General features: G+C 67.1%; 26 protein-coding genes. 13 read left to right on the forward strand and 13 right to left on the reverse strand.

From position 1 onward, the window contains the following. Positions 1-27: 27 nt before the first annotated feature. Positions 28-2,529, reverse strand: a complete 2,502-nt coding sequence (locus IEW24_RS01335) for a carbohydrate-binding family V/XII (RefSeq protein ID WP_188574691.1) — start codon at positions 2,527-2,529, stop codon at positions 28-30. A gap of 464 nt (positions 2,530-2,993) precedes the next feature. Here IEW24_RS01335 and purM point away from each other — a divergent pair, with 464 nt between their 5' ends. Further along, positions 2,994-4,064, forward strand: a complete 1,071-nt coding sequence (gene purM / locus IEW24_RS01340; RefSeq protein WP_188574693.1) for a phosphoribosylformylglycinamidine cyclo-ligase — start codon at positions 2,994-2,996, stop codon at positions 4,062-4,064. Then, complete coding sequence (gene purN, locus IEW24_RS01345; protein WP_188574695.1) at positions 4,061-4,714, forward strand: phosphoribosylglycinamide formyltransferase; 654 nt, start codon at positions 4,061-4,063, stop codon at positions 4,712-4,714. The genes purM and purN overlap by 4 nt, the downstream gene beginning before the upstream one ends. Before the next feature lie 36 nt (positions 4,715-4,750). On the opposite strand, the gene IEW24_RS01350 is transcribed toward purN, so the two are convergent. The 5 genes from IEW24_RS01350 to IEW24_RS01370 form a co-directional block, all read right to left on the reverse strand. Further along, positions 4,751-6,844, reverse strand: a complete 2,094-nt coding sequence (locus IEW24_RS01350) for a molybdopterin-containing oxidoreductase family protein (RefSeq protein WP_188574697.1) — start codon at positions 6,842-6,844, stop codon at positions 4,751-4,753. A 113-nt stretch (positions 6,845-6,957) separates the two neighbouring features. After that, positions 6,958-7,701, reverse strand: a complete 744-nt coding sequence (locus IEW24_RS01355; protein WP_188574698.1) for a TerC family protein — start codon at positions 7,699-7,701, stop codon at positions 6,958-6,960. Positions 7,702-7,864: 163 nt separating this feature from the next. Next, complete coding sequence (locus IEW24_RS01360) at positions 7,865-8,563, reverse strand: TerC family protein (protein WP_188574700.1); 699 nt, start codon at positions 8,561-8,563, stop codon at positions 7,865-7,867. A gap of 161 nt (positions 8,564-8,724) precedes the next feature. Next, positions 8,725-9,147: a nucleoside-diphosphate kinase gene (gene ndk, locus IEW24_RS01365; protein ID WP_188574702.1), complete on the reverse strand. Its 423-nt coding sequence runs from the start codon at positions 9,145-9,147 to the stop codon at positions 8,725-8,727. 135 nt (positions 9,148-9,282) lie between these two features. Beyond that, entirely contained in the window at positions 9,283-9,891 is a 609-nt protein-coding gene (locus tag IEW24_RS01370; protein WP_188574704.1) for a TetR/AcrR family transcriptional regulator, read from the reverse strand. Positions 9,892-9,983: 92 nt separating this feature from the next. Here IEW24_RS01370 and IEW24_RS01375 point away from each other — a divergent pair, with 92 nt between their 5' ends. Then, positions 9,984-10,970, forward strand: a complete 987-nt coding sequence (locus IEW24_RS01375; RefSeq protein ID WP_188574706.1) for an aldo/keto reductase — start codon at positions 9,984-9,986, stop codon at positions 10,968-10,970. 28 nt (positions 10,971-10,998) lie between these two features. Here the strand turns inward: IEW24_RS01375 and IEW24_RS01380 are convergent, their stop codons facing one another. The 5 genes from IEW24_RS01380 to IEW24_RS01400 form a co-directional block, all read right to left on the reverse strand. Further along, entirely contained in the window at positions 10,999-11,475 is a 477-nt protein-coding gene (locus tag IEW24_RS01380; RefSeq protein WP_188574708.1) for a MaoC family dehydratase, read from the reverse strand. Then, on the reverse strand, positions 11,472-11,936 hold the full coding sequence (locus IEW24_RS01385) for a MaoC family dehydratase (RefSeq protein ID WP_188574710.1): 465 nt from the start codon (positions 11,934-11,936) through the stop codon (positions 11,472-11,474). The genes IEW24_RS01380 and IEW24_RS01385 overlap by 4 nt, the downstream gene beginning before the upstream one ends. 96 nt (positions 11,937-12,032) lie before the next feature. Continuing rightward, entirely contained in the window at positions 12,033-13,130 is a 1,098-nt protein-coding gene (gene ychF / locus IEW24_RS01390) for a redox-regulated ATPase YchF (RefSeq protein WP_188574711.1), read from the reverse strand. Positions 13,131-13,247: 117 nt separating this feature from the next. After that, entirely contained in the window at positions 13,248-13,859 is a 612-nt protein-coding gene (gene pth / locus IEW24_RS01395; protein ID WP_188574713.1) for an aminoacyl-tRNA hydrolase, read from the reverse strand. A gap of 25 nt (positions 13,860-13,884) precedes the next feature. Continuing rightward, complete coding sequence (locus IEW24_RS01400; protein ID WP_188574715.1) at positions 13,885-14,508, reverse strand: 50S ribosomal protein L25/general stress protein Ctc; 624 nt, start codon at positions 14,506-14,508, stop codon at positions 13,885-13,887. A gap of 170 nt (positions 14,509-14,678) precedes the next feature. Here IEW24_RS01400 and IEW24_RS01405 point away from each other — a divergent pair, with 170 nt between their 5' ends. Next, on the forward strand, positions 14,679-15,698 hold the full coding sequence (locus IEW24_RS01405) for a c-type cytochrome (RefSeq protein WP_244644078.1): 1,020 nt from the start codon (positions 14,679-14,681) through the stop codon (positions 15,696-15,698). A 13-nt stretch (positions 15,699-15,711) separates the two neighbouring features. On the opposite strand, the gene IEW24_RS28965 is transcribed toward IEW24_RS01405, so the two are convergent. Both IEW24_RS28965 and IEW24_RS01410 read right to left on the reverse strand, forming a co-directional pair. Beyond that, on the reverse strand, positions 15,712-15,846 hold the full coding sequence (locus tag IEW24_RS28965; RefSeq protein WP_280514950.1) for a hypothetical protein: 135 nt from the start codon (positions 15,844-15,846) through the stop codon (positions 15,712-15,714). A 90-nt stretch (positions 15,847-15,936) separates the two neighbouring features. Continuing rightward, positions 15,937-18,117 carry a primosomal protein N' gene (locus IEW24_RS01410; protein WP_188574716.1) on the reverse strand — a complete coding sequence of 727 codons (2,181 nt, stop codon included), beginning with the start codon at positions 18,115-18,117 and terminating at the stop codon, positions 15,937-15,939. A gap of 143 nt (positions 18,118-18,260) precedes the next feature. Between IEW24_RS01410 and obgE the strand changes: the two genes are divergently transcribed. The 9 genes from obgE to IEW24_RS01455 all read left to right on the forward strand — a co-directional run bounded on the left by obgE (position 18,261) and on the right by IEW24_RS01455 (position 26,755). Then, positions 18,261-19,298, forward strand: a complete 1,038-nt coding sequence (gene obgE, locus IEW24_RS01415) for a GTPase ObgE (RefSeq protein ID WP_188574719.1) — start codon at positions 18,261-18,263, stop codon at positions 19,296-19,298. Between the two features lie 27 nt (positions 19,299-19,325). Then, positions 19,326-19,505 carry a hypothetical protein gene (locus IEW24_RS01420; protein WP_188574720.1) on the forward strand — a complete coding sequence of 60 codons (180 nt, stop codon included), beginning with the start codon at positions 19,326-19,328 and terminating at the stop codon, positions 19,503-19,505. 127 nt (positions 19,506-19,632) lie between these two features. Beyond that, the gene (gene proB, locus IEW24_RS01425) at positions 19,633-20,763 is read left to right on the forward strand and encodes a glutamate 5-kinase (RefSeq protein WP_210324112.1); all 1,131 of its coding nucleotides are present in this window, start codon (positions 19,633-19,635) and stop codon (positions 20,761-20,763) included. Positions 20,764-21,058: 295 nt separating this feature from the next. Beyond that, complete coding sequence (locus IEW24_RS01430) at positions 21,059-22,291, forward strand: glutamate-5-semialdehyde dehydrogenase (RefSeq protein WP_373870022.1); 1,233 nt, start codon at positions 21,059-21,061, stop codon at positions 22,289-22,291. A 20-nt stretch (positions 22,292-22,311) separates the two neighbouring features. Beyond that, a complete protein-coding gene (locus IEW24_RS01435; RefSeq protein ID WP_188574724.1) occupies positions 22,312-22,977 on the forward strand; it encodes a nicotinate-nucleotide adenylyltransferase in 666 nt (221 codons plus the stop codon). 116 nt (positions 22,978-23,093) lie between these two features. Continuing rightward, positions 23,094-23,474, forward strand: coding sequence for a ribosome silencing factor (gene rsfS / locus IEW24_RS01440; protein WP_244644080.1), 381 nt, complete (start codon positions 23,094-23,096; stop codon positions 23,472-23,474). A 34-nt stretch (positions 23,475-23,508) separates the two neighbouring features. After that, complete coding sequence (rlmH, locus tag IEW24_RS01445) at positions 23,509-23,991, forward strand: 23S rRNA (pseudouridine(1915)-N(3))-methyltransferase RlmH (protein WP_188574726.1); 483 nt, start codon at positions 23,509-23,511, stop codon at positions 23,989-23,991. A gap of 248 nt (positions 23,992-24,239) precedes the next feature. Beyond that, complete coding sequence (locus IEW24_RS01450; protein WP_244644082.1) at positions 24,240-25,409, forward strand: murein hydrolase activator EnvC family protein; 1,170 nt, start codon at positions 24,240-24,242, stop codon at positions 25,407-25,409. Next, positions 25,406-26,755, forward strand: coding sequence for a S41 family peptidase (locus IEW24_RS01455; protein ID WP_188577237.1), 1,350 nt, complete (start codon positions 25,406-25,408; stop codon positions 26,753-26,755). The genes IEW24_RS01450 and IEW24_RS01455 overlap by 4 nt, the downstream gene beginning before the upstream one ends. Positions 26,756-26,913 lie beyond the last annotated feature (158 nt).

Genomic DNA, 26,913 nt, shown 5'->3' on the forward strand with positions numbered 1-26,913 from the left:
CCCGCTCGTGTTTGGGGTGAGGCTCGCTCAGCGGCGGAAACCACCGTGGAAGCCACCTCCAAAGCCGCCGCCCCCCCGGAAGCCGCCACCCCCGTAGCCGCCCCCGCCGAAGCGATCGCCGCCCCATTCGCGGGCCTGCCGCTCGCCGTCGAGCCCCCGCATATCGGCGGAGCGATCCACGGGCTGCCAGCCGCCTGAAGTGTGTTGGCTCCAGCCGGAGGCGTTGTGCTGGTAGACGTTGCCGTCGTGGCCCGCATAGACATTGCCGTTGTTCCAGGCGACCGAATTGCCGGTGCGCTGGTTGGTGGCGACGCCCTTGCTGTCCACATTCACCTGCCCGTCCACGCGGGTCGCGGTGGTCTGCGAGGCATGTGCCGTACCGGTGGAGGCATTGTAGCCGGCGGACTGGCGGCCCGCCGCCGCATTGCCCGTATAGGCATTGCCCACCGCACCGGCTCGCGCCGCCTCGGTGGAGCCGGTGGCGGCATTGTGGGTCACGCCCTCGCGGCCGGCCGCATAGTTGCCGGTATAGGCATTGCCCTCGACGCCCGCGCGGCCCGCGCCCGATTGTCCGGTGTAGGGATTGTGGTAGCTGCCCTCGCGCCCGGCGGCGTAGTTGCCGGTGTAAGGGTTGAACGCAGCGGCGGAACGGCCCTGGAATTCGGTGCCGCGGGCCGTGGTGCCCACGGCGGCCCGGCTGCCCCATTGCGTGCCATAGGGCGTGACGCCCCACGAGCGCCCCACCACTGCGCTGCCGCCCCAGCGGCCATAGACGTTGGCGGCATTCACATTCACATAGCCCCAGTGGCCGCCCCACGGGCCGGCGCCCCAATAGGGGCCCCAATAGGGGGTGACTGCCGCGCCCCAGGCCCAGCCGGCAGCAAAGCCGAAGCCGAAGCCCACTGCCGCGCCCATGGAGAAGCCGGCGCCATAACCATAGGTGGCCGGGCAGGCGTACCAGGTGCTGCCCACATAGCCGTTGCAATAATAGCCGGTGCCATAGACCACCGTGCCGCCGGGCTGCACCACCACGCCCATGTAGCCGGGCGTGTAGCCCATCACGACGGTTTCGGGCTGCACCGAATAGATGCGCACGTAGGTGACGTAGGAAATCGGCGAGGTGATCGGGATGGTGTAGATCACCTCCGGCACGAAGGTGGCCACCCGCCACGGGCCGGACGGCTTGGCGGCGGTGAACCACACGCCGCCGGACACCATGTAGTAGGTGTTGCGATCCACCTGGATCACCGGCTGGGGCGTGTTGACCGCGTAGCTGAGCGCGGTTCCGGCGATGGCGACGAACTTCGGCTCGCCATCATAGCTCACCTTGGCGGTGGTGGAGCGCTTCACTTCCGCCGTCTGCGGGATGGTGGCGGCGATGGCCGCCTCCTTGGCCTGCGGCGTGCCCGCCACCGAGATCAGCACGTTCCCCTTGGGATCGTTGGGGGAGATTTTGGCGAAATCGGCCGGCAAGGCGTCATTGGCCACATAGCTCCAACTGCCGTCGAGGCTGGCGGAGGAGAACCAGCGGCCGGAGATCAGCACGTAATAGGTGTTGGAATTGGGATCCATGAACACCGCATGGTCGGCATTGTTCATGGACAGCAGGGACGTGCCGGCCACGGGCAGCATCTCGGGCTGGCCGTTGGTCTGGATGAGTTCTGTAGGCTCGGTGGCGACCTGGATCGCCGGGGGCGGGGTGATGGCCTTGCCGTCCTGTCCCAGCAGCGGATCGGCCTTCGCGGTCTTGGTGGCTGCGGCTGCGGCCGCCTTCACATCCGCCGGCAACTGGGGCGTCACCACCCACGGGCCGGCGAGGTTCGGGGACTCGTACCACGTGCCCGCCGCCTGCAGATGATAGGTGCCTGCATCATCCTTCAGGAGCAGCGGGCGGGTGTTGATCACCCGCTGGAAGGTGCGCGCGCCATCCACCGGGCGCAGCACCGGCTGGCCGGCCACCGGCACCAGAGTGGTGAGCGTATTGACGAAGACGATCTTCGGCGGCTCGTTCTGCACCGGCTGGGTGCGCAACTCGGCGATCTTCTTGTTGACCGCATAGCTCGCCTGCAACTGCACCAGCGCGACGGTGATGCCGCCCTTGGGCAGGCGTGCTTCCAGCGCCTTGCGCACGGTGGAGGCCTGCTGGGGCGCGGTCGCCACATCCACCGTATCGATAGCGATGGTGTCGAGGTGGACGAGGCCGGCGGTCTTGTCGACGGTGGCGCGGGCGGTGAAGTGGGCATAGCCATAGACGGGCGCGCCGTCCTTGGGGCCGATGGCCAGCGCCGCGCGGCCGCCGATCAGGTCGCCGTCCCAGCTTTCGATCTGCGGCTGGTACAGCTGGAGGCGATTGTCGCCCACATCGAAATTGCGCGGCCAGGACAGAGCCTGTGTGGCCGCCTGTGCGTTGGCATTGGCGCCGGCCTGCGGCTGCGGCGCGGCCTGCTGCGCCCATACCGGGCTGGTGCTCATGAGCAGCGCCGCCGCAAGGCTGAGCGCGAGTGCTTTCTTCCCCGTATCGGTCGGCATGACAACCGGCTCCTTATGGCCCCCACATCTGGCCGCAAGGACTATCACGCTGACCTTTGTGCGTCAGCGGGGCCGAACATTTCCGGAAGGTGTCAAAACTGACCCTATTCCTTCGCGCCGCAAGGCATCGCCATGTGCTCCACCCGCGTCGGGGTGGCATGCTGCCTTGTCTTTTCCTGTGCGGGACAAAACGCCAGCGCTGTTACATTCTGCAATACATGACGGGCGCGTGAAGAGACGCCTCGGCGGAACGGGTGTCTTCCTCGGCGGATCGTCTGGCCCATGTCGGCTGGCGAGGAGGCAAGGCCAAGGCTCGGCTCGGAGCCGGCACTGGGGCGCGCGGCCTTGCGTCCCCATCGGGCATGCCCTGCACCCGTGCGCCTTGCCTCGCGCGCGGTTCGCGGCTAAGCCGCCCGCTTGGATTTAGCGGGCGCGACCCGCCAATGACGGGCGCGAGGATCAAGATGGCTCAGGACGGTCTCAATTATCGCGACGCGGGCGTCGACATCGACGCCGGCAACCGGCTGGTCAACATGATCAAGCCGCTGGTGAAGGCCACCGCCCGCCCCGGTGCCGACGCGGACATCGGCGGCTTCGGCGGCCTGTTCGACCTGAAACGCGCCGGCTTCACCGATCCGCTGCTGGTGGCCGCCACCGACGGCGTCGGAACCAAGCTGAAGATCGCTATCGAGACCAACCAGCACGGCACCATCGGCATTGATCTCGTGGCGATGTGCGTCAACGACCTGATCGTGCAGGGCGCAGAGCCGCTGTTCTTCCTCGACTATTTCGCCACCGGCCGCCTCGCCCCCGACGTGGGCGCGCAGATCGTCGCGGGTGTCGCGAAGGGCTGCAAGGACTCGGGCTGCGCGCTCATCGGCGGCGAGACCGCCGAAATGCCGGGCATGTATGGCGACGGCGACTACGACCTCGCCGGCTTCTCCGTCGGCGCGGTGGAGCGCGACCAGTTGTTGCCGCGCCCCGATGTGGCGGCGGGCGACGTGATCCTCGGCCTGTCGTCCTCGGGCGTGCATTCCAATGGCTATTCTCTGGTGCGCCGCATCGTCGAGCGCTCGGGCCTTGCCTGGGATGCGCCCGCGCCCTTCGCCACCGACCGCACCCTCGGCGCGGCGCTGCTGGAGCCGACCCGCCTCTATGTGAAGAGCGTGCTGAAGGTGCTGCGCGACACCGGTGCCATCAAGGCGCTGGCCCACATCACCGGCGGCGGCATCACCGAGAACCTGCCGCGCGTGCTGCCTGAGGGGACGCTCGCCCGGGTGGATCTGAACAATCTCATCGTGCCGCCGGTCTTCCGCTGGCTCGCCGCCACCGGCAATGTGGCGCCCGAAGAGATGCTGCGCGCCTTCAACTGCGGCATCGGCATGGCCGTGGTCGTGGCTGCACCCGACGCGGAGAAGGTGGCGGACGCCTTCGCCGATGCGGGCGAGACCGTGACCCATCTGGGCGTGATCGAGCCGGGCGAGGGCGCGGCTCACGTCACCTATGACGGCCAGCTTGCCCTGGGTGTCGCATGAGCGGGCGCAAGCGCGTCGCCGTCCTCATCTCGGGGCGCGGCTCGAACATGGCGGCGCTGGTGAAGGCGGCGGAAACCCCCGACTTCCCGGCCGAGATCGCCCTTGTGCTCTCCAACCGTGCGGATGCGGCTGGCCTTGCCTTCGCGCAGGAGCACGGCATCGAGACGCTGGTGCTGAGCCATAAGGACTATGCCGACCGCATCGCCTTCGACGCGGCGCTGGACGCGCATCTGCGGATCGCGGGCATCGAGATCATCTGCCTTGCCGGCTTCATGCGTCTGCTGACGCCGTGGCTGGTGGAGCGCTGGCGCGACCGCATGATCAACGTGCATCCCTCGCTGCTGCCGAGCTTCAAGGGCCTCGACACCCACGCCCGCGCCATCGAGACCGGTGTGCGCTTCCATGGCTGCACGGTGCATTTCGTGCGTGCCGAGATGGACGCTGGGCCGATCATCCTGCAGGCGGCGGTGCCGGTGCAGGATGACGATACGCCGGACGTGCTCGCCGCCCGCGTGCTGGAGCAGGAGCATGTGATCTATCCGCAGGGTCTCGGCCTTCTGGCCGCCGGCCGCCTCGCGGTGGAGCAGGAGCGTGTGTTCGTGGACGGCGCGACGCCGTTGCGCGAGGTGATGATCGCGCCGCAGGTTTGAGCCTGCTGCCGCCCGGCCACAGCCGGGCGGGTCTTTTCAAAGCTTCACCACGTCCACACGGTTGTCGTGGAAGGCCGCGCCGCCAGCCGGGGCCACCGGGTCCGCGCCCGTCAGCGTGTTGATGCCGCGCCCGCCCTGATGGGCGAAGTTTGGGTGGATCTGCTCGGCGATCACCACCCCTCGCCGCACGCCATCGAACAGTTTGGCCTTCAGCGTCACCGCGCCACGCAGGTTGCGGACTTCCACATCATCGCCCTCGGCAATGCCCCGCGCATCCGCATCCTCGGGATGGATGAGCAGCGTCGGCCCGCCCTCGCGCTTGGCCGAGGTGGGCGTCTCGTTGAAGGTCGAGTTGAGGAAATTCCGCGCGGGTGCCGTCACGAGGCGGAAGGGGTGTTCCTCCGTCGGCTCCTCGATGATGGCCCAATGGTCCGGAAATTCCGGCATCTGCTCCCACGGGCCGAACAGGCCGGGGGTGGGGATGGGCGGGCGCTTCCAGTCAGGCTTCAGGCGATAGCGGCCGTCCTTGTGGCCGAAGCCGGAGAGGAAGTGGGCGCTCTCGAACTCCGGCTGCACGTCGAGGAAGCGCTGGGCCTCCAGATTCTCCAGCGAGCCGCGCTGGGAGGCGTTCAGCGTCCAGTCGATCAGTTCGCGCGGGCTCATGGCGAAGCCCGGATGCTCGGCGCCCACCCGGCTGGCGATGGCGCAGATCACGTCGTGATTGGTGCGGCACTCGCCCGGCGGGTCCACGAGTTTCGGGCCGAGCAGCAAGTGCTGGTGGCCGCCGCCCTGATAGATGTCGTCATGCTCGGTGAACATGGTGGCGGGCAGCACGATGTCCGCCTGCCGGGCGGTCTCGGTCATGAACTGCTCATGCACCGCCACGAAGAGGTCGTCCCGCGCAAAACCGCGCTTCACCCGCTCCTGATCGGGGGCGATGCTCATGGGATTGGTGTTCTGGATGAGCATGGCCGTGACCGGCGGTCCGCCAGCCAGCACCTCGGGATCGCCGGTGAGCACCGCGCCGATGCGGGACTGGTCGAGCTGGCGCACCTTGGGGTCGAGGATGTCCAGCCCCTCGATCATGGTTTTCCGCGTGCGGAAGATGCCGGAATTGGAGTGGAAGGCCCCGCCGCCCTCATGCTGCCACGCCCCGGAGATGACGGGGATGGAGGCGATGGCATGCATGTTCACCGCGCCGTTGCGGCTGCGGGAGAGGCCGTAGCCGATGCGGAAGAAGCTTCTGGGCGTCTCGCCCACCAGCTTGCCGAAGGCCTCGATCTCCTCAACCGGCAGGCCGGTGATGGCGGACGCCCATTCCGGCGTGCGCGTCTTCAGATGCCCCTCGAAGTCCGCCACGTCATTGGCATAGCGCTCCAGATAGGCACGGTCGGCGCGTCCGTCGCGGAACAGGATGTGCATGAGCGCGCAAGCCAGCGCGCCGTCCGTGCCGGGGCGGATGAGCAGGGGGATGTCGGCCTGCTCCATGGTGGGGGTACGATAGACATCGACCACCGCGATCTTCGCACCGCGCTCTTTGCGCGCCTTCACCGCGTGGGTCATCACATTGACCTGGGTGGCTACCGCATTGGTGCCCCAGATGATGACGAGATCGGACACCGCCATCTCGCGCGGGTCGGTGCCACCCAGCCGCCCGGTGCCGGCGATGTAGCCGCTCCAGGCGGGGTTCACGCAGATCGAGGAGAAGAAGCGGGAGTATTTCTTGGCATGGGTCAGCCGGTTGATGCCGTCGCGCATCACGAGGCCCATGGTGCCCGCATAGAAATAGGGCCAGACGCTTTCCGCGCCATGGGTCCGCTCGGCCTTCAGCAGCCCCTCGGCCACCCGGTCCAGCGCCTCGTCCCAGGAGATGCGCTCGAACTGTCCGGAGCCCTTGGGGCCGGTCCGGCGCATGGGATGCATGAGGCGCTCGGCGTGCTCGGTGCGCTCCGCATAGCGGGCGACCTTCGCGCAGATGACGCCAGCCGTGTAGCTGTTGTCCTTCGCCCCGCGCACGCGGCCGATGCGCTTGCCCTCCAGCACCTCCACTTCCAGCGCGCAGGTGGACGGACAGTCGTGCGGGCAGGCGGATGCGCGGATCAGCGGCTGGGCGGCAACGTGGGTGTTCATGACGGCTCCTTGGAGGCTTTATAGCTGAAAGCCAACAAGGGTTGCGAGGGGCGGGCGGCCGAAGAGCAGCATGCCCAAAAGGAAAAGGGCGGGCCGAAGCCCGCCCTCCTGTATCAGGCGCTGTGCGAGGAGGCCGTATCCGGCTTCTTGCGCATGACGAGGCCGATGGCGACCACCAGCACCGCGCCGAGCGCGCCGGCCAAATAGTGCGGCAGGGCTGCCGGGCCGATGCCGCCGGGGGCTTCCGCGTCCGGCTTCACCCACTCCGGGTTGAAGCTCTGCAGGTAGCCGATGCTGATGACATCGCCCACCAGCATCTCGCCGGCGATGAAGCCCAGCAGCGCCGCGCCCGCCCACACGAGGACGGGGAACTTGGCGAGCAGGGCCAGCACCAGCTGGGAGCCGGCGACGATCAGCGGAATGGTCAGCAGCAGGCCGAAGATGAACAGCTCGGGATGGCCGCGCGAGGCGGCGGCGATGGCTACCACGTTGTCGAGGCTCATGACCGCATCGGCGATGGCGATGGTGCGCACCGCTGCCCACAGGCTGGTGGAGGCAGCGATATCATGGGCGCCTTCCTCTTCGGTCAGCACCAGCTTGGCGGCGATCCACAGCAGCAGCAGGCCGCCGACGATCTTCAGGAAGGGCACGCCCAGCAGGTAGGAAATGGCGAGCGCGAAAATGATGCGCAGGCCAACGGCGGCACCCGCACCCAGAATGATGCCCCATTTCCGCTGGCCGGGCGGCAGCGACCGGCACGCCAGCGCGATGACCACGGCATTGTCACCGGACAGGAGAAGGTCGATCCAGATGATCTGGAGCAGCGAAAGCCAGAAGGTGGGGTTACTGAAATCCATTCCGCAGTCTCATTGGCACGGATGTTATGGGAAATGTTCGATACCTTACCTAAGGTAATTTCATCAAGCCCGTGTCAGTCCCGTCAGATCTCTGACGAATACGGCAAGTGATGAGGGCTCTCGGCAATGGTCGCGAACATAGCGTGATATGAAGAGAGCAGGATCAGGCGGCCTGATCCTGTCGTCGCAGGCGCATCCGGCCCCAGACCCAGGCCACGCACACAACGAATGCGGCACCGATGAAGGCGGCGGGGTGCAGCCAGTGTTCGGCGACCTCGGGACCACCGATGCGGCTGACGAGGGCATCGTCGGTCAACAGCATCTCGCCTGCCACCCAGCCGAGCAGCGCAGCGCCCGCCCAGACCATGATGGGAAACCGATCAATCAGCGCCATCACCAGCGACGAACCGGCGACAATCAGCGGGATGGAGATGGCGAGGCCGAGGATGAGCAGCAGGAAGTTGCCGTTAGCTACGGCTGCCACCGCCACCACATTGTCGAGGCTCATGAAGACGTCGGCCAATGCCACGGTGCCCACGGCCCGCAGCAGGCTGTCGCTGGCCTGCACGGCTTCCTCGCCGTCCTCGCTGGGCAGGGCCAGGTCGATGGCGATGTAGAACAGGGCGAGCGAGCCGATCACCTTTAGCCACGGCAGGGCGAGCAGGGTCGCCACGAGGCCGGTGAACACGATGCGCAGCGCCACGGCGACGCCGGAGCCGAGAATGATGCCCCACTTGCGTGAGCGTGGCGGCAGCGACCGGCAGGCCATGGCGATGACCACGGCATTGTCGCCGGAAAGCAGAACGTTGATCCAGACGATCTGAAGGAAGGCGATCCAGAATTCGGGCGAGCTAAGCGTCATGCCGGAGGCCTTTCCCTTTGTGCCGTGGGCCGATGGCCCGGCGGGATTAGCTCCTCCTACGTCAGGTCTCGATCCGTCTCAAGCGCAAACAACGCCGGATCGCACGGCGGGTTCGCCGGAAATATCCCGCGCGGCACAGGAATGCCGCGCGGGAGGTATCGTCAGCCGACGATCTCGTTCTGCGCGAAGAACTGCGCGATCTCGACCGCGGCGTTCTCGGCGCTGTCCGAACCGTGCACCGAGTTGGCCTCGATGGACTCGGCGAACAGCTTGCGGATGGTGCCCTCGGCGGCATTCGCCGGGTTGGTGGCGCCCATCACGTCGCGATAGGCGGCAATGGCGCCTTCGCCTTCGAGCACCTGCACCACGACGGGGCCGGTGGTCATGAAGGCGACGAGATCGCCGAAGAAGGGACGCGCGCGGTGCACGGCGTAGAAGGTCTCAGCCTGCGCCGTGGTGAGCAGGATGCGCTTCTGGGCGACAATGCGAAGGCCAGCCTTTTCGATGACCGCATTGACCGCGCCGGTGAGGTTGCGACGCGTCGCGTCGGGCTTGATGATCGAGAAAGTGCGCTCGATCGCCATGATGACCGTCCTGTTTATCTTGAGCTGAAAAGGGACGCGCATTCACGCGCGGTGCGGGGCTCTTAGCAGCCGGGGCGATCTGCGGCAAGGGAAGGGGGGCGAAGGTGGTTGTGGCAGATGGCGTGGCAACGGGCGTCATGTCCGGGCGGAAGGCGCCAGTACCGCGTCCAGGGCCGCCTCCACCACCGTCTCCACGGGAAAAGCCAAGGTGCCGCCCAGCACGCGCGGCCAGAACAGCGGCTCCTTCACCGCGCCGAGGAACTGGGCTGCCGCCAGCGCCGGATCACCCGCACCACGTAGGTGCCCGGCCCGCTGAAGCTCCGCGAAATAGGCCGCCAGTCCGGAGTTCAGATGCTGCTTGCCGGCCTGATGATAGGCGGGGGCGAGTTCCGGGAAGCGCGGCGCCTCGGCGATGAGGAGGCGCAGGAAGGCGATCACGTCCGGTTGATCCCAGTGGGTGATCAGGCGGTCCACATAGGACCGCAGAAGCGTGCGGGGATCGGCGTCCGCGGGCTCGGTAAGGGGCGGAGCGGAGGTGAAGCGGCCCCACACCTCTGCGACCACCGCGCTGAAAAGCTCGGCCTTGCCGGGATAATATTGATAGAGCGTGCGTTTGGAGACGGGCGCGGCGGACGCCACCGCGTCCATGCTCGTGCCGCCGTAGCCGCGCTCCAGAAACAGGACGCGGGCGGCAGCGCGGATGCGGGCGGCGTTGCCACGCCGGTCTGGCTTCAGCGGTGTCATCTTGACAATGTAAACGATCTGGTTTACTTTTCCAGTGCTGGCGACGTCCTGTCCGCCACGCACTTCCCACATGTCGACTTATGAGGCGCACCATGGACCATCGTCCGCTCGGTCGCACTGGCCTTTCCGTGTCCGCTATCGGCCTCGGCTGCATGGGCATGTCCGAATACTATGGCCCCAGCGACGACGCCGTCTCGCTGGGCACCCTCGACGCTGCGCTGGATGCCGGCATCAATTTCCTCGACTCCGCCGACATGTACGGCTGGGGCCATAACGAGCGCCTGCTGGGCGGCTTCCTGAAGGGCAAGCGCGACAAGGTCGTGCTGGCCACCAAGTTCGGAAACGTGCGCGGTCCCAATGGCGAGCGTCTCGGCATCAAGGGCACGCCCGAATATGTGCGCAGCGCCTGCGAGGCCAGTCTCCAGCGCCTCGGCATCGAGACCATCGATCTCTATTACCAGCACCGCGTCGATCCCAAGACGCCCATCGAGGACACGGTGGGCGAGATGAAGCGGCTGGTGGAGGAGGGCAAGGTGCGCTTCCTCGGCCTCTCCGAATGCTCGGTGGCCACCCTGAAGCGCGCTCATGCGGTACATCCCATCTCTGCCGTCCAGACCGAATACTCGCTCTGGACCCGCGATCCCGAGGCCGAGATGTTCTCGGTCTGCGAGGAACTGGGCGTCTCGTTCGTGGCCTACAGCCCGTTGGGCCGGGCGTTCCTCACCGGCGCCGTGACCACGCTGGATGGGCTGGCGGACAACGATTTCCGCCGCAACAATCCGCGCTTCCAGGGGGATGCGTTCGAGAAGAACAAGCGTTTGACGGAGGCGCTGGCCGCCTTCGCCGCTGCCCGCAACGCCACCTCGGCGCAGATCGCTCTGGCGTGGATCCTCAACAAGCAGTCGAACGTGATCCCGATCCCCGGTACCCGGCGGATCAAGTATCTGCAGGAGAATGCGGCAGCCACCGCCATCCGCCTGTCGCCGGCAGAGATCTCCGAACTCGACGCATTGTTCCCGGCCTCTGCGGTGGCGGGCACGCGCTATCCCGAACCGGTGATGGGCAACCTCAACATCTGAGGGCGCGAACCTCTGGAGCGCAGTCAGGTCAGACCGACCGGCGCTCCAGAAAGCCGACGCTGTCGAATTCGATCACCAGATCGCCATGCTGGTTGGTGCCGGTGTTGTGGGCGGTGAGGATGCCCCACTTGGGCCGGCTCTTGCTGACCTGCTTCTCCTTCACCTCGGAGGCATAGGTGATGGTGTCGCCCACATAGACGGGCTTCAGCCAGCGCAGGTTCTTGAAGCCGGGCGAGGGATTTCCGCTGGGCACCGGCAGACCGGCGGCGCGGGCCTCGAGAACGCCCTTCTGCTGGTGGTCGACAAAGCAGCGCATCCATTGCGCGGCGGTGTGCCAGCCGGAGGCGCAGAGCGCGCCGAACAGGCTGCGCTTGGCCGCCTCGTCGTCCACATGGAAGGGCTGGGGGTCGTATTGCGTGGCGAACGCGATGATCTCATCGCGCGTGAAATGGTGGATGCCCAGCACCTCGCGGCTGCCGATGTCGCAATCCTCGAAGAATCTCATGCCAGTCGCGCCCCCGGATTACGCCGCGCGAACATGATGGTCATGGTCTGGTCCATGGCCACGCTGGTCTTGGACTTCAGCAGTTCGAAGCGGAAGGTTACGAGGCCCAGTTCCGGCCGGCTCTTGGACGAGCGGCTCTCCAGCACGGTCCGGCGCAGGGTGAGCACATCGTTCGGCCGCACCGGCTCACGCCAGTTGGTGTCCTGAACGCCGGGCGAGCCCATGCCGGCGGCGCGCAGCAGGAAGCCGTCGCAGATCAGTCGCGTCATGATGGCGCAGGAGTGCCAGCCCGAAGCTGCCAGTCCCCCGAGGATGGAGGCGGCGCCTGCCACTGGGTCGAGATGCATGGGCTGGGGGTCGAAGCGGGTGGCGAAATCGACGATTTCAGCCTCCGTCACTGTGTAGGAGCCGAACGTTTTCGTCTCCCCGACCACGAAGTCTTCCCAATAGATATCGGGCATCCCATCCTCCGGCTTCGCGTCCGATCACAGTCGCAACACAGCCGGAGGTCAAGCCGGGGCGGTGGAGAACGCCCCGGCGGCCACATCATTCAAATGTCAGTTGGCGAAGCGGAAATGCAGCACGTCACCGTCCTGCACCACATATTCCTTGCCTTCCAGCCGCAGACGGCCGGCATCGCGCGAGCCGCTTTCGCCCTTGTACTGGACGTAGTCGGCGTAAGCGATCGTCTCCGAGCGGATGAAGCCCTTCTCGAAATCCGAGTGGATGACGCCGGCCGCCGCAGGCGCCTTGGTGCCCTTGGTGATGGTCCAGGCGCGGGCTTCCTTCGGGCCGACCGTGAAGTAGGTGGCCAGATCGAGCAGTTCATAACCGGCGCGGATCACGCGGTTCAGACCGGGCTCTTCCAGATCGATGGCGTCCAGATACTCGCGCTGCTCCTCTTCGGGCAGCACGGCGATCTCGCTCTCGATCTTGGCCGAGACCACCACCGCCTTGGCGCCTTCCTCGGCGGCGCGGGCGAACACCTGCGCGGAGAGCGAATTGCCCTCCTTGGCCGAGCTTTCCTCGACGTTGCAGACATAGAGCACCGGCTTGGCGGTCATCAGGCCCAGCATGTCGAACAGCTTGCGCTCATCGGCCTTCACCTCGGCGAAGCGGGCGGGCTTGCCGTCGCGCAGCAGCACAAGGGCGCGCTGCATCAGCTCAAGCGTGTCCTTGCCTTCCTTGTCCAGCGTGCGGAGCTTCTTCTCCAGCGCGGTGGCGCGCTTCTCGAGGCTTTCGAGGTCGGCGAGCATCAGCTCGGTCTCGATGATCTCGATGTCGTCCACGGGCGAGATCTTGCCTTCCACGTGGGTCACGTCGCCGTCCTCGAAGCAGCGCACCACATGGGCGATGGCGTCGCACTCGCGGATGTTGGCGAGGAACTGGTTGCCGAGGCCCTCGCCCTTGGAGGCGCCGCGCACGAGGCCGGCGATGTCCACGAAGGTGAGGCGGGTGGGGATGATCTGGCCCGAGCCGGCGATGCCGGCGAGTGTGGTCAGGCGCGCATCGGGCACGGCCACGTCACCGACATTCGGCTCGATGGTGCAGAAGGGGTAGTTCGCAGCCTGCGCCGCCGCCGTCTGGGTGAGGGCGTTGAAGAGAGTGGACTTGCCCACGTTGGGAAGGCCCACGATGCCGCATTTGAAGCCCATGCTGGGTGATCTTTCTCGGGAAGAACGGGATCGGGAATAAGTTGGCGCGATCCATAAAGGGCGCGGCCGCATTTGTTAAGCGCGCGGAGCGTGGAGGTCCCCGGCGCGAAACGACGCTCAGGCCCGCGGGGCGCCCAGCGTCTTCTGGTCGGCGAAGCCCTGCGCGTCCATGAACAGGTGCGCGCGGTTCTGGAATTCCTCGCCCTTGCCGGCGGTGAGCAGGTCGGCGAAGTCCGCGCAGGCGGTGCAGGTGGCATCCACCCATTCGCGCTCGGCCTTGCCGAAATCGTTCAGAACATAGGAATGCACGAGGGCCTTGTCGCCCGGATGGCCGATGCCGAGGCGCACGCGCCAATAGTCATTGCCGCACTGGGCGGTGATGGAGCGCAGGCCGTTGTGGCCGGCATTGCCGCCGCCCTTCTTCACCCGGATCTTGGCGGGGGGAAGGTCCAGCTCGTCATGGAAGACGATGATGCGCTCAAGCGGGATCTTGTAGAATTTGGCGGCTTCGGCGACCGCGCGGCCGCTCTCGTTCATGAAGGTCTCGGGCAGCAGGGCCAGAACCTTCTCGCCGGCGATCTCGCCTTCGCTGACCGCGCCCTGGAAGCGCCGCCGCCAGGGGGAGAGGCGATGGCGGCGGACGATCGCGTCCACCGCCATGAAGCCGATATTGTGCCGGTTGCCGGCATATTTCGGGCCGGGGTTGCCGAGGCCTGCGAGCAGGAACACGGTGCTTCTCCAGCCCGAAAGGTCGTCAGGCCTTGGCGGCTTCGGCAGCGGCGGCAGCCGCTTCGTCAGCTTCCGCTTCCTTCAGGCCCGACGGCGCCACGATGGTGGCGAGGGTGTCGTCGCCCGACACAGCCGATTCCACGCCGGCCGGCAGCTTGATGGCCGACAGGTGGATGGTGTCGCCGAGCTCGCGGCCGGTGAGGTCAACGGTGATGGCGTCGGGGATCGACTCGGCCGGGCAATCCAGCGAGACCGCATGGGCCACGACGTTCAGCGTGCCGCCAGCCTTGATGCCGGGCGCCTTGTCCTGGTTCTCGAAGTGCACGGGCACTTCGACCGTGACGCGCGCACCCTGCGAGACGCGCAGGAAGTCGATGTGCAGCGGCAGGTCCTTGACCGGGTCGAGCTGATAGTCGCGGGGAATGACGCGATGCTTCGTGCCGTCCACGTCGATCTCGAACAGGGTGGTCAGGAAGTGGCCGGCATAGATGATGCGGGTGATCTCGCGATGGTTCACGGAGATCGTCACCGGCTCCTTCTTCTCACCGTAGATCACGGCGGGCACGCGTCCGGCGAGGCGCTCAGCACGGGCGGCCCCCTTGCCGGCCCGGGTGCGCGCCGTGGCCTTCAATTCCTTGATGGCGGTCATGGCTATCGTCCTTGTCTATAACTGGTCTAAAACAGCCAACGGCCGCTCGCGCGGCCGTTCCGGCTTTCCCGTCCGGCACGCCTCCAGGGGGGCGCATGCCATCAGGGAAGGCGGGCTTATAGCGGCCTTGGGGTGGGAAGGCAACAAACATAAGGGGTCGGGGGGCTTCCATGGGGCTGTGGGCAGGGGTGATGCGCACATCGCGCATGGCGGTGGCTGTGTTGGCGTTCGGGGTGCTGGTGCACGCAGAGGCGGAAGCCCAGCCGGCCGCGCGGCAGGTCGCGGTGTGGGACGTGCCCGATGTGGACCTGCTGCCCGATGACGACCTCGGCCGGCTGGTGCGCTACGGGCGCTCCGTGCTGCGGGAGACCTCCGCCCATATCGGCCCGGCGGTTGCCGACCCCGCGATGCGCTTTGCCGGCAACAACATGGCCTGCGGCGATTGCCACCTGAATTCCGGCTTGAAGAAATTCGGCCTGCCGCTGGTAGTGGCGTCCGCCGACTATCCCGCCTACAGCACCCGTCGCGGCGATGAGGCCACACTGGTGGATCGCCTCAATTCCTGCATGACGCGCAGCATGAACGGCCGCCCCATGCCGGCGGACGCACGCCCCATGCAGGCGCTGGTGGCCTATCTCGGCCTGCTGGCGAAACACATTCCGGCGGATGCTCGCATCGCGGGTGGCGGAGCGGGGGCGATGCCCGAGCTGGATCGGTCGGCAGATCCGCAGCGCGGGGCAGGAGTGTTCGCGAGCCAGTGCGCCGAGTGCCACCGCCGCGATGGGCTGGGTGTCCGTCGCAACGCGGCGGATGCCAGCTTCGGCTATGCGGTGCCACCGCTGTGGGGCGACGACAGCTTCAATGATGGAGCGGGCCTTGGCCGGCTCATCACCATGGCCAATTTCGTTCACAACAACATGCCCAACGGCACCGACTGGCAGATGCCGCAGCTGCGCCCCGAGGACGCATGGGACGTGGGCGCCTTCGTGCTCTCCCAGCCCCGGCCACACCGGGCCGGGACCGGCAAGGATTTTCCGGACCTGCTGAACAAGCCGGTGGACACGGCTTACGGCCCCTATGCCGACGATTTCCCCGAAGCCCAGCACAAATACGGCCCCTTCGCGCCCATCCGGGCGGCGGCGGAGAAGCTGAAAGCAGAGAAGGGCAGCGTGCCCAACCCGGATCGCTGATCCCGGGCAGGGCCTATTCCGCCTTGGGGCCGGCGGAACAGGTCTTGGGGGTATCGGTCTTCTGCCAGAAGAAGTCGCCGCAGCGATCGCAGCCGGACACCATGAGGCCGAGGGCTGCCACCAGCGACAGGCGCATCATCATCCGCATCGGCCATTCTCCCGTTCCGTGCGGCGAAGCTATCCCGCGCCGGACGGGGAGGGAAGCGCCCACATGCTTCTACATGAATGAAGCCGGTTCCTACATGAAGCTCATGGGGTCCACGTCGATGGACACCTTGGTGTTGCCCGTGGGGCGGGGAGCCACCTCGCGCCAGGCGCGCAGATAGCCCGACAGGTCGAACCCGCGCGGCGCGCGCACCAGCAGTCGCCAGCGGTGGCGGCCGCGCAGCACCGCGAGCGGCGCCTCCGCCGGCCCCAGCACCCGCACGCCTTCGGCACGCGGCGCACTGGCGGCGAGGCGGCGGGCGTGACCTTCGGCTGCCGGCCCCTCATTGGCGGAGATGACGAGGCTGGCCAGCCGGCCATAAGGCGGCAGATGGGCTTCTTCCCGCGCGTTGATCTCGGTCTCGTAGAAGGCGGTGCGATCACCCTTCACCAGCGCCTGCATCACCGGATGCTCGGGCATGTGGGTCTGGATGAAGCCGCGCCCCTCGGTTGCTCCACGCCCGGCGCGTCCGGCCACCTGATGCACCAGCTGGAAGGTGCGCTCGGCCGCGCGGGGATCACCCTGGCCGAGGCCCACATCCGCATCCACCACCCCCACCAGCGCCAGGCCGGGGAAGTTGTGCCCCTTGGCCACCAACTGGGTGCCGACGATCACATCCACCTCGCCCTTGGCGACCGCGTCCAGTTCCGCCCGCATGCGCTCCATGCCGCCGGTCATGTCGCTGGAGAGCACGAGGCTGCGGGCCTCGGGGAACAGGACCTGCACTTCCTCCTGCAACCGCTCCACGCCGGGGCCGCAGGGCACCATGCTGTCCTTCTCGCCGCAGGCGGGGCAGTTCTCCGGCACCGGCGCGTTATAGCCGCAATGGTGGCAGGTGAGGCGCCGCCGGAAGCGATGCTCCACCAGCCAGGCGGAGCAGGACGGGCATTTCACCCGCACGCCGCAGGAGCGGCACAAGGTGAGCGGCGCATAGCCGCGGCGGTTGAGGAACAGCAGCGCCTGCCCGCCGTCTTCAAGCGTCTGGCCGATCTCGGCCTGCAGGCGGGGCGCGATCCAGCGCCCGCGTGGCGGGCCTTCCTTGCGCAGGTCGATGGGCGCCAGCCCCGGCACCTTGGCGCCGCCGAAGCGCAGTGGGAGGGCGAGGCGCCCGTAGCGTCCACGCCGGGCATTCACTTCGGTCTCGATAGATGGGGTCGCGGAGGCGAGCACGATGGGTGAGGAACTGAAACGCGCCCGCACCACCGCCATGTCGCGGGCGTGATAGGCGACGCCATCCTCCTGCTTGTAGGCAGGGTCGTGTTCCTCATCGACGATGGTGAGGGCCAGATCCCGGAACGGCAGGAACAGGGCCGAGCGCGCCCCGGCCACCACCTGCACCTCGCCCTCCGCCACGCCGCGCAGGATGCGCCCGCGCCTGCGGGTGGAGACACCCGAATGCCATTCGGCCGGGGTGACGCCGAAGCGGCGGGTGAAGCGGTCGAGGAAGGCCTGCGTCAGCGCGATTTCGGGCAGCAGGATCAGGGCCTGCCGGCCGGCGCGGATGCTCTCTGCCACCGCCTCGAAATAGACCTCCGTCTTGCCCGAGCCGGTGACGCCATCCAGCAGATGCACCGAGAAGGCCCGCGCCTTGACCGCCTCCACCATGGCGGCGGCGGCTTCCGCCTGCGGCTCGCTCAAGGTGGGCGTGGCATGATCCGGGTCCGGCGTCTCGGCGGCGGGAGGCGGGGGCAGGACGAGGGTTTCCAGCGCGCCCTCGTCCACCATGCCGTCCACCACCGAGGGGGAGACGCCTGCCTCCCGGGCGGCATCGGTCTTGGCCCGCACGAAGCCGTCGGACATCACGTCCAGCAAACGCCGGCGGGCGGCGGTGAGGCGCTCCGGCGTGTGGCCGGTGGCGCGCACGCCCACTCGTTCGCGGGCCGGGGAGGGGTTCTCCTCGTGGCGCAGGGCCATGCGCAGCACCATGCCGCGCGGCGCCAGCGTATAATCCGCCATCCAGTCGATGAGCTTGATGAGGTCCGGCGGCAGGGCACGATGATCGAGCCGCTTTTTCACCGCCTTGAGCTTGGAGGTATCGACCTCTTTTGCCTGGGCATCGCCGCGGCGCGGCCAGACGCAGCCGACCATGAGCCGCGAGCCGAGCGGCACGGTGACGAGATCGCCGGGCACAAGCGCGAGCCCGTCGGGGACCAGATAGGAATAGGGAGTATCGAGTCCGAGCGGCAGCAGGACATCGACGGTGGAGGCGGTCATGTTCCTCTTTTGGTCTGGCTGAGGGCAAAGGTCAAAGGGGAATGGGTCGCAGCGCGCTGCCACCGCTTCAGGCACTGCCGGAAGGTTGAGCAGTGCCAACGCTGCTCTTGCTTTGCGACACTCCTGCGTCTACGTGCAGGCCCATGAAATTCCTCGATCAGGCCAAGGTCTATGTGCGCTCCGGTGACGGTGGCGCAGGATGCGTCTCTTTCCGGCGCGAAAAATTCATCGAGTTCGGCGGTCCCGACGGTGGGAACGGCGGACGCGGCGGTGACGTGTGGATCGAGTGCGTCGATGGCCTCAACACGCTGATCGATTATCGCTACCAGCAGCACTTCAAGGCCAAGAAGGGCGAGCATGGCATGGGCGCCAACCGCACCGGTGCGCGCGGCACCGATGTGGTGCTGAAGGTGCCCGCCGGCACGCAGGTGCTGGACGAATTCGAGGAAACCATCCTCGCCGACCTCACCGAGGTGGGGCAGAAGCTGAAGCTGCTGGAAGGCGGCAATGGCGGTTTCGGCAATGCCGAGTTCAAGACCTCCACCAATCAGGCCCCGCGCCGCGCCAATCCTGGCCTTGAAGGTCAGGAAAGGTATATCTGGCTGCGTCTGAAGCTCATCGCCGACGCTGGCCTCGTGGGGCTGCCGAATGCGGGCAAGAGCACCTTCCTGTCCGCAACCACCGCCGCCAAGCCGAAGATCGCCGACTATCCCTTCACGACCCTGCATCCCGGCCTCGGCGTGGTGCGGGTGGACGGGCGCGAGTTCGTGCTGGCCGACATTCCCGGCCTGATCGAGGGCGCCCATGAGGGGGCTGGCCTTGGCGACCGCTTCCTCGGCCATGTGGAGCGTTGCCGGGTGCTGCTGCATCTGGTGGACGGCACCTGTGAGCATGCGGGCAAGGCCTACAAGACCGTGCGGCAGGAACTCCTCGCCTATGGCGGCGGGCTGGAGGATCGGGTGGAGATCGTGGCCCTGTCCAAGATCGACTCGCTGACCCCTGAACTGCTGAAGCAGCAGAAGGAGCGCCTGCAGCGGGCGGCGAAGAAGAAGCCTCTGCTGCTCTCGTCCCAGTCGGGGAAGGGCATCCCGGAGGCGCTGCGCGCGCTGCTCGCCGTCATCGACGAGAGCCGCGAGGCCGAGAAGGCTTCGACGAAGAAGAAGGAATGGCAGCCGCTGTAGCGGCTGTCCTCCAGATCGGAATCTCTGATGGCAGAACGGTTTGAGCGCCATAAGCAGCCCTGGACCTACGAGGAGATCCAGAAGCTGCACACCTGCGCCAAGAAGGGCATGTCACTGAAGGCCATCGCGCAGGCGCTGACCCGCAGCGAAGAGTCGGTGAAGATCCGGGCCAAGCTCGACAAGCTGACCATCGCCAAGCTGCGCTGACGGACCGCCCGAGGGAGATGTCGCGGCCTCTGTTCCCGCAGCTCCGCTTGGGCTATCGAGGCGGCCGCATGTGCCGGGTGCCGGGGATGGCCCGACCCCGCAGCCTTGCCCAAGCGAAGATCTGCCCGTGACTCAAGCCGCTCCCGCTCTTTCCGACTTCCGCCGCATCGTCATCAAGGTGGGATCCGCGCTGCTCGTGGATCAGGCGCGGGGCAAGGTGCGGCTGCCATGGCTCACCTCGCTGGCCGAGGACATCGGGGCCCTGCATGCGCGTGGCGCGGACGTGCTGGTGGTCTCTTCCGGCGCCATCGCGCTCGGGCGCACGGTGCTGCATCTGCCGCGCGGCCCCCTGAAGCTGGAGGACAGCCAGGCCGCTGCCGCCGTGGGCCAGATCGCCTTGGCGCGGACCTGGGCGGAAATCCTCGGCCATGAGGACATCACCGCCGGTCAGGTGCTGCTGACGCTGGGCGATACCGAGGAGCGCCGCCGCTACCTCAACGCCCGTTCCACTCTGGCCAAGCTGCTGGAATATCGCGCGGTCCCCGTCATCAACGAGAATGACACGGTGGCCACCAGCGAGATCCGCTATGGCGACAATGATCGCCTCGCTGCCCGCGTCGCCACCATGGCCAGCGCCGACCTGCTGGTGCTGCTGTCCGACATCGACGGGCTCTACACCGCCCCGCCGGCGCAGGATCCCAACGCCCAGCACATCCCCGTGGTGCCGCGCATCACCGGCGAGATCGAGAACATGGCAGGAGCTGCCGGCTCGGAGCTGTCGCGTGGCGGCATGAAGACCAAGATCGAGGCCGGCAAGATCGCCACCTCGGCGGGCACCCATATGGTGATCGCCTCCGGCCACCTGAAGAATCCGCTCCGGCGCATTCAGGACGGGGGGCGCTGCACCTGGTTCCTGGCAGGGGCGACGCCCGCCCGTGCCCGCAAGGCCTGGATCGCCGGCACGCTGGAGGCACGGGGGGTGCTGCATCTCGACGAGGGTGCGGTTGCCGCGCTCCGGCGCGGGGCGAGCCTGCTGCCGGCAGGCGTGAAGAGGGTCGAGGGGGCCTTCGAGCGGGGCGATGCGGTGCTGCTGCGTGGACCGGACGGCAGCGAGATCGGGCGTGGGCTGGTGGCCTATGACCATGACCATGCCGAACGCATCCGGGGCCGCTCCACCGCCGAGATCGAGGCGCTGCTGGGTGTTCCCGGTCGCGCGGAGATGGTCCATCGTGACGACATGGCGCTTGGCGCGGAGTGAATGGCCGGGACAATTTCGCAAGAGTTCCAAATGTCGTCGGGCCCTGTGACCTTTGCAAACCACATGCTAAGGATGCCGTAGCCGGCTGTTCACAAGTCGGGGCGCGCGCCGGTTTCGGTGCGCCTATATAGGGATAGGGTTCATCTGGCCGTTCCGGGTGCATGGCACACGGAGGGACAGGCTCCGGGAACGTGAGAGAGTTTCGCCAATGGCCATGCCGAACGCCGCCCGCCTCTCCGTGGCCGCCAGCGCCTCCGGTGCCGCGCCCGTAGACGTGCCGGCCGTCCTGTCGCAGATGGGGCGGGCCGCCCGCGCTGCCGCGCGGACGCTCGCTCTGGCTTCGGCGGAGCAGAAGACCTCAGCCTTGAAAGCCGCCGCCGCGCACGTGCGCGCCGCCTCGGCCGATATTCTCGCCGCCAATGCGCAGGACATGGTGCGCGCCAAAGCGGATGGCATGAGCGCTGCCTTTCAGGATCGTCTGGCGCTGACGGAAGCGCGCATCGACGCCATTGCCGCCGGCATCGAGATGGTGGCCGGCCTGCCGGACCCGGTGGGCGCGGTCATCGAAAGCTGGACCCGCCCCAACGGACTTCAGATCGAGCGCGTGCGCACGCCGCTGGGCGTGATCGGCGTGATTTATGAGAGCCGCCCCAATGTAACGGCGGATGCCGCCGCACTTTGCGTGCGGGCCGGCAATGCGGTGATCCTGCGCGGTGGCTCGGACAGTCTGGGCTCATCGGCGGCCATTCATCGCGCCTTCGTGGCGGGGCTGGCGGAAGCGGGCCTGTCGCCGGACTGCGTGCAGTTCGTGCCGGTCGCGGATCGCGCCGCCGTGGGGCTGATGCTCGGCGGTCTCGACGGCAATATCGACGTGATCGTGCCGCGTGGCGGCAAGGGGCTGGTGGCGCGCGTGCAGAGCGAGGCGCGGGTGCCGGTGTTCGCCCATCTCGACGGCATCGTGCATGTCTATGTGCATGAGGCTGCGGATCTCGATATGGCCAGGACCGTGCTGCTGAACGCCAAGATGCGCCGGACCGGCATCTGCGGCGCGGCCGAGACTCTTCTGGTGGACGAGGCGGTATCGGCCACCCATCTGAAGCCTCTTGTCCAGACGCTGCTCGATGCCGGCTGCGAAGTGCGCGGCGATGCGGCGGCGCAGGCGGCGGATGCGCGGGTGAAGCCTGCGGTGGATGCCGACTGGGACACCGAATATGAGGACGCCATCATCTCCGTGAAATTGGTGCCCGGCATCGGGGATGCCATCGCCCATATCGAGGGCCATGGCTCCCATCACACCGATTCGATCATCACCGCCGATCAGGCGGCGGCTGACCGCTTCCTTGCCGAAGTGGATTCGGCCATCGTGATGCACAACGCCTCTACCCAGTTCGCCGATGGTGGCGAGTTCGGGTTCGGTGCGGAAATCGGCATCGCGACCGGGCGCATGCATGCGCGCGGGCCGGTGGGAGCGGAGCAGCTCACCTCGTTCAAGTATCGCGTGCACGGCGCCGGGCAGACCCGGCCGTGAGCTGCGAACCGCGCATAGGGATGCCGATGCCCCCGATCAGCACCCGCGCCGCCGTCAGCATGCCCATGGCTTCGCCGGGCATGCGGGTTGGCCTGTTCGGCGGCTCCTTCAATCCGGCACATGCGGCCCATCGGGCGGCCAGCCTGCTGGCGCTGCGGCGCCTCCAGCTTGACCGTATCTGGTGGCTGGTGACACCGGGCAATCCGCTGAAGGACAATTGGGACCTGCCCTCTATCGAGGAACGGGTCGCCTTCGCCCGCCGGATCGCCCACCATCCGCTCATCGACGTCACCGGCGTCGAGGCGACTCTGGGCACAAGCTACAGCTACGAAACCATCTCCACTCTGGTGGAGCGCCTGCCGCGGGTGCGTTTCGTCTGGATCATGGGCGCGGACAATCTGGCCCATTTCGCCCGCTGGCAGCGCTGGCGGGACATCGCCTCCCTGGTGCCCGTCGCGGTGGTGGATCGGCTGGGCGACAGCCTGTGCGCCACCTCCTCCCGCGCGGCGCAAGCCCTTGCGCCGTATAGGGTGCCGGAGCAGCAGGCATCGGCCCTGGCCGATATGGCGCCGCCCGCATGGACCTTCCTGCACGGGCTGAAATCACCCATCTCATCGACCGAGATCCGGGCTGCCCGCCGCAAGCTGGAACCGGCCTCTGCCCAGCCTGAATTCACCATCCCTTGAAATTTGCCGCTTCTGACGGCATTCTGTAGGCGCGATCCCAAGGGCGAGACCTCGTCCGCCCCAGGGGATCGTTGAACTTACCGAGAGGATCCGAGCCCCTGTCTACGACGGCTCTCTTGGCGGCCGCAGACTCCATCGCAGCCGCACCGATCTCGAAGGCGCAGCTTGACGCCGAGGAGATTCTCGCACTCGTTCTCGCCCGTCTGGATGACGAGAAGTCCGAGGAAACCATCTCCATCGACCTGCGTGGAAAAACGTCGATCGCCGATTACATGGTCGTGACCTCCGGCCGCTCCCAGCGGCATGTGGGCGCCATGGCCGAGCACCTCATCGAGGTGCTCAAGGAGGCGGGCGTTCGTCAGATCCGCGTCGAAGGTCAGCCAGCCTGTGACTGGGTACTGATCGACGCTGGCGATGTGATCGTCCATGTCTTCCAGCCCGAAGTCCGCAGCTTCTACAATATCGAGAAGATGTGGTCGGGAACCGCCCGCGCCTGATGGCGCCGGCGTGATCCTGCAAGCCTGACGCGCCATGCGCGTCCTTCTTGTCACTGTCGGCCGGCTGAAAGCCGGGGCCGAGCGGGATCTCGTATCCCGCTATATCGACCGGGCGAAGGCCGGCGGCCGGGCACTTGGGCTCGCCGGCTTCGACACGATCGAGCTTGCGGAATCGGCTGCCCGCCGTCCGGATGACCGGATGGCCGAGGAGGGGCAGGCCATTCTGGCGGCCGTCCCGGCCGGCGCAACGCTCATCGCGCTCGATCCGCGCGGGCGCAATCTCACCAGCGAAGCTTTTGCCGAACGCGTCCGGGCTGACCGTGATGGTGGTGTGCCTGCTGTGTGCTGCGTTATTGGCGGGGCGGACGGGCTGGCGGATGTGGTGCGCAGCCGGGCGGATATCCTGCTGGCCTTCGGTGCAGCGACGTTTCCTCACCAACTGGTGCGGGTGATGCTGGCGGAGCAGGTCTACCGCGCCACCACCATTCTCGCTGGCCATCCTTATCACCGCGCCTGAGCCGCGGGTGGGGCGGGATGCGGCAGATAAAGTGCTGGCGGCGGTTTCTCGGGCCGGATTGGGCCAACCCGGCCGGCTCTATGGTTTACATCTCCTCAACCTCGTGCGGGTAAATGTGGTCCATGCGCGCCCGTACCGGCTGGTTCCTCTGCACCCTGGCGATCTGCGCGGCGGCCGCCGCCGTGCCCTTGCGCGCGCAGGCGCCAGCCCCCACGCCCCCAGCGCCTCGCCCGCGTCCGGCGCCAGCCGTGAACACGGATGCGCTGAACGCGGACATTCGCGGGGCTGCGGAATTTCAGGCGCAGGTCCGGGCCGAACTCGATTCGGTGAAAAGTGACCGGGCCCGCTTCAACCAACTTCTGGTGGATACCACCACGCGCCTGCGGACCGTCGAACAGAAGATTACCGATCTCGAAGGGCGCATCGCGGCGCTGGATGCGAATGCCACGGACATCCGCACATCCCTGCTGAAGCGACGGGATGTGCTGGCCGAAGTGCTGGGTGCGCTGGTCCGCATGGGGCGCAATCCGCCGCCTGCTTTGCTGATGCGCCCTGATGATGCGCTGGACGCCGTGCGCTCCGCGATTCTGCTGGGCGCCCTGCTGCCGGAGATGCGGGTCGAGGCCGAGACGCTGGCGGCTGATCTCGCCGATCTCTCGCGCACCCGCACCGAACTCTCCAATGCCCGCGACACGCTGACGGGACTGCGAACCTCCATGGAAGAGGATCGCAAGCGGTTGTCCACCTACGTGACGGAGCGGCAGCGGCGCGTGACGGAAGGGAATGCAGGGCTTCCGGCGGAAAAAGCGCAGGCCGAGGCGGTCGCGAAGTCCACAGGAGATGTGCACGATCTTGTGACACGGCTGGAGACGGAGGTGGCACCGGCCGCCCGTGCCGCCGTGGAGGCGAGCAAACCACCGGAGCCCGGCAAGACGCAGACGGCCGCGCTTGGCGATGCGGCCCGCATCGCGCCGGCACGCCCCTTTCTGGAGGCTAAAGGCTTGCTGCCGCTACCAGTTGCTGGGGTTCGCCTGCGCGATTTCGGCACCGCCGACGGTCTGGGCGGGACCGATAAGGGCATGACCTTTGCCACCCGCGCGGGCGCGCAGGTGGCGGCACCGACCGACGGTTGGGTGGTTTATGCCGGACCTTTCCGCTCTTACGGACAACTCTTGATCATCAATGCGGGCGGCGGATACCATATTCTCTTGGCGGGCATGGAGCGGATCACCGTCGAGCTGGGGCAGTTCGTACTCGCAGGTGAACCCGTTGCCGTGATGGGCAATGTTTCTCGCTCTCCCGCTGCAGGCTCGGCCTCGGGGCAGCCTCAATTGTATGTGGAGTTCCGCAAAGACGGACTCTCGATAGATCCCGCCCCTTGGTGGGCGGCAACGGACAGTCAGAAGGTGCGCGGATAATGCGTCGTACGTCACTCTTCCTTCTCGGCGTTGCGGCCGGTGCGCTGGTGGCTGTTGCCGCCGTGCAGCCGCGCCTGTTCCTCGGCACTGCCGCCGAGGCCGCCGCTTCAGATACGTATCGGCAGCTCAGCCTGTTCGGCGACGTGTTCGAGCGCATCCGCTCGGACTATGTGGAAAAGCCGGATGACGCGAAGCTGGTGGAGGCGGCCGTCAACGGCATGCTGACCAGCCTCGATCCCCACTCCTCCTACATGGACGCGAAGAGCTTCCGCGACATGCAGGTGCAGACGCGCGGCGAGTTCGGCGGCCTCGGCATCGAGGTCACGATGGAAGACGGCCTCGTGAAGGTCATCGCTCCCATCGATGACACCCCGGCGGCCAAGGCCGGCGTGCAGGCCGGCGACATCATCACCAAGCTGGATGGCGAGCAGGTGCAGGGCCTGACGCTGAACCAGGCGGTGGAGAAGATGCGCGGCGCCGTGAATACGCCGATCACTCTCACCATCGCCCGCAAGGGCGCGGATAAGCCGGTCGAGATCAAGGTCGTTCGCGACACCATCAAGATCAAGGCCGTTCGGTCTCGCATCGAGGATGGCGACATCGGCTACCTGCGCATCACCTCGTTCAACGAGCAGACCTTCGACAATCTGAAGAAGGCCATCGAGGAACAGACCGCCCAGATCGGGCCGGACAAGGTGAAGGGCTTCATCGTCGACCTGCGCAACAACCCCGGCGGTCTGCTCGATCAGGCCATCGCGGTGTCGGATGCATTCCTGGAGCGGGGCGAGATCGTCTCCACCCGCGGCCGCAACGCCGACGAGACGCAGCGCTTCTCCGCCCGCAGCGGCGACCTTGCCAAGGGCAAGCCGGTGATCGTGCTGGTGAACGGCGGTTCGGCCTCGGCCTCCGAGATCGTGGCCGGCGCCCTTCAGGACCACAAGCGCGCCACCATTCTTGGCTCGCGCAGCTTCGGCAAGGGCTCGGTGCAGACCATCATCCCGCTCGGCGGTAACGGCGCGCTGCGCCTGACCACCGCGCGTTATTACACGCCCTCCGGCCGCTCCATCCAGGCCAAGGGCATCGAGCCCGACATCATCCTGGTGCAGGATATGCCGGCCGAGCAGAAGGCGAAGGTCGAAAGCGCGGGTGGCGACACCACCCGTGGCGAGGCTTCGCTGCGCGGCCACCTGAAGAACGGCGACGACGAGCAGACGGGTTCGCCCTCCTACGTTCCGCCGGATCCGAAGGACGACACGCAGCTGAAGATGGCCAAGGAACTGCTGGAGGGCACCGTCAAGAACGCAGCCTTCCCGCCGAACCCCAACAAGACCTCCCAGTCGAACTGACCGGGGCTTTCACTGATCTTCGAGAACCCCGCCGGCTCTGTCGGCGGGGTTTTTCTTTGCGCGGTTGAGAATTGGAAGACCGCCGCTATGCGTGGACGTTGCTGTTCGTTTGGGCATGAAATGCCAATTCTGATTATTTTCTGATCTGATTTGTCGGC

It is taken from the genome of Azorhizobium oxalatiphilum (genome assembly GCF_014635325.1).
In the GTDB taxonomy this organism is placed as follows: Bacteria; Pseudomonadota; Alphaproteobacteria; order Rhizobiales; family Xanthobacteraceae; genus Azorhizobium; species Azorhizobium oxalatiphilum.

What these genes read in the sequence shown, in the direction of transcription:
- ychF (WP_188574711.1), bottom strand. Translation starts at nt 13,130, where the DNA reads ATGGGCTTCAAATGCGGCATCGTGGGCCTTCCCAACGTGGGCAAGTCC.
- IEW24_RS01375 (WP_188574706.1), top strand. Translation starts at nt 9,984, where the DNA reads ATGGACCATCGTCCGCTCGGTCGCACTGGCCTTTCCGTGTCCGCTATC.
- purN (WP_188574695.1), top strand. Translation starts at nt 4,061, where the DNA reads ATGAGCGGGCGCAAGCGCGTCGCCGTCCTCATCTCGGGGCGCGGCTCG.
- IEW24_RS01335 (WP_188574691.1), bottom strand. Translation starts at nt 2,529, where the DNA reads ATGCCGACCGATACGGGGAAGAAAGCACTCGCGCTCAGCCTTGCGGCG.
- IEW24_RS01420 (WP_188574720.1), top strand. Translation starts at nt 19,326, where the DNA reads ATGGCAGAACGGTTTGAGCGCCATAAGCAGCCCTGGACCTACGAGGAG.
- IEW24_RS01435 (WP_188574724.1), top strand. Translation starts at nt 22,312, where the DNA reads ATGCCGATGCCCCCGATCAGCACCCGCGCCGCCGTCAGCATGCCCATG.
- IEW24_RS01405 (WP_244644078.1), top strand. Translation starts at nt 14,679, where the DNA reads ATGGGGCTGTGGGCAGGGGTGATGCGCACATCGCGCATGGCGGTGGCT.
- IEW24_RS01380 (WP_188574708.1), bottom strand. Translation starts at nt 11,475, where the DNA reads ATGAGATTCTTCGAGGATTGCGACATCGGCAGCCGCGAGGTGCTGGGC.
- rlmH (WP_188574726.1), top strand. Translation starts at nt 23,509, where the DNA reads ATGCGCGTCCTTCTTGTCACTGTCGGCCGGCTGAAAGCCGGGGCCGAG.
- ndk (WP_188574702.1), bottom strand. Translation starts at nt 9,147, where the DNA reads ATGGCGATCGAGCGCACTTTCTCGATCATCAAGCCCGACGCGACGCGT.
- obgE (WP_188574719.1), top strand. Translation starts at nt 18,261, where the DNA reads ATGAAATTCCTCGATCAGGCCAAGGTCTATGTGCGCTCCGGTGACGGT.
- IEW24_RS01355 (WP_188574698.1), bottom strand. Translation starts at nt 7,701, where the DNA reads ATGGATTTCAGTAACCCCACCTTCTGGCTTTCGCTGCTCCAGATCATC.
- IEW24_RS01360 (WP_188574700.1), bottom strand. Translation starts at nt 8,563, where the DNA reads ATGACGCTTAGCTCGCCCGAATTCTGGATCGCCTTCCTTCAGATCGTC.
- IEW24_RS28965 (WP_280514950.1), bottom strand. Translation starts at nt 15,846, where the DNA reads ATGCGGATGATGATGCGCCTGTCGCTGGTGGCAGCCCTCGGCCTCATG.
- IEW24_RS01370 (WP_188574704.1), bottom strand. Translation starts at nt 9,891, where the DNA reads ATGACACCGCTGAAGCCAGACCGGCGTGGCAACGCCGCCCGCATCCGC.
- IEW24_RS01410 (WP_188574716.1), bottom strand. Translation starts at nt 18,117, where the DNA reads ATGACCGCCTCCACCGTCGATGTCCTGCTGCCGCTCGGACTCGATACT.
- purM (WP_188574693.1), top strand. Translation starts at nt 2,994, where the DNA reads ATGGCTCAGGACGGTCTCAATTATCGCGACGCGGGCGTCGACATCGAC.
- IEW24_RS01430 (WP_373870022.1), top strand. Translation starts at nt 21,059, where the DNA reads ATGGGGCGGGCCGCCCGCGCTGCCGCGCGGACGCTCGCTCTGGCTTCG.
- IEW24_RS01385 (WP_188574710.1), bottom strand. Translation starts at nt 11,936, where the DNA reads ATGCCCGATATCTATTGGGAAGACTTCGTGGTCGGGGAGACGAAAACG.
- IEW24_RS01400 (WP_188574715.1), bottom strand. Translation starts at nt 14,508, where the DNA reads ATGACCGCCATCAAGGAATTGAAGGCCACGGCGCGCACCCGGGCCGGC.
- IEW24_RS01350 (WP_188574697.1), bottom strand. Translation starts at nt 6,844, where the DNA reads ATGAACACCCACGTTGCCGCCCAGCCGCTGATCCGCGCATCCGCCTGC.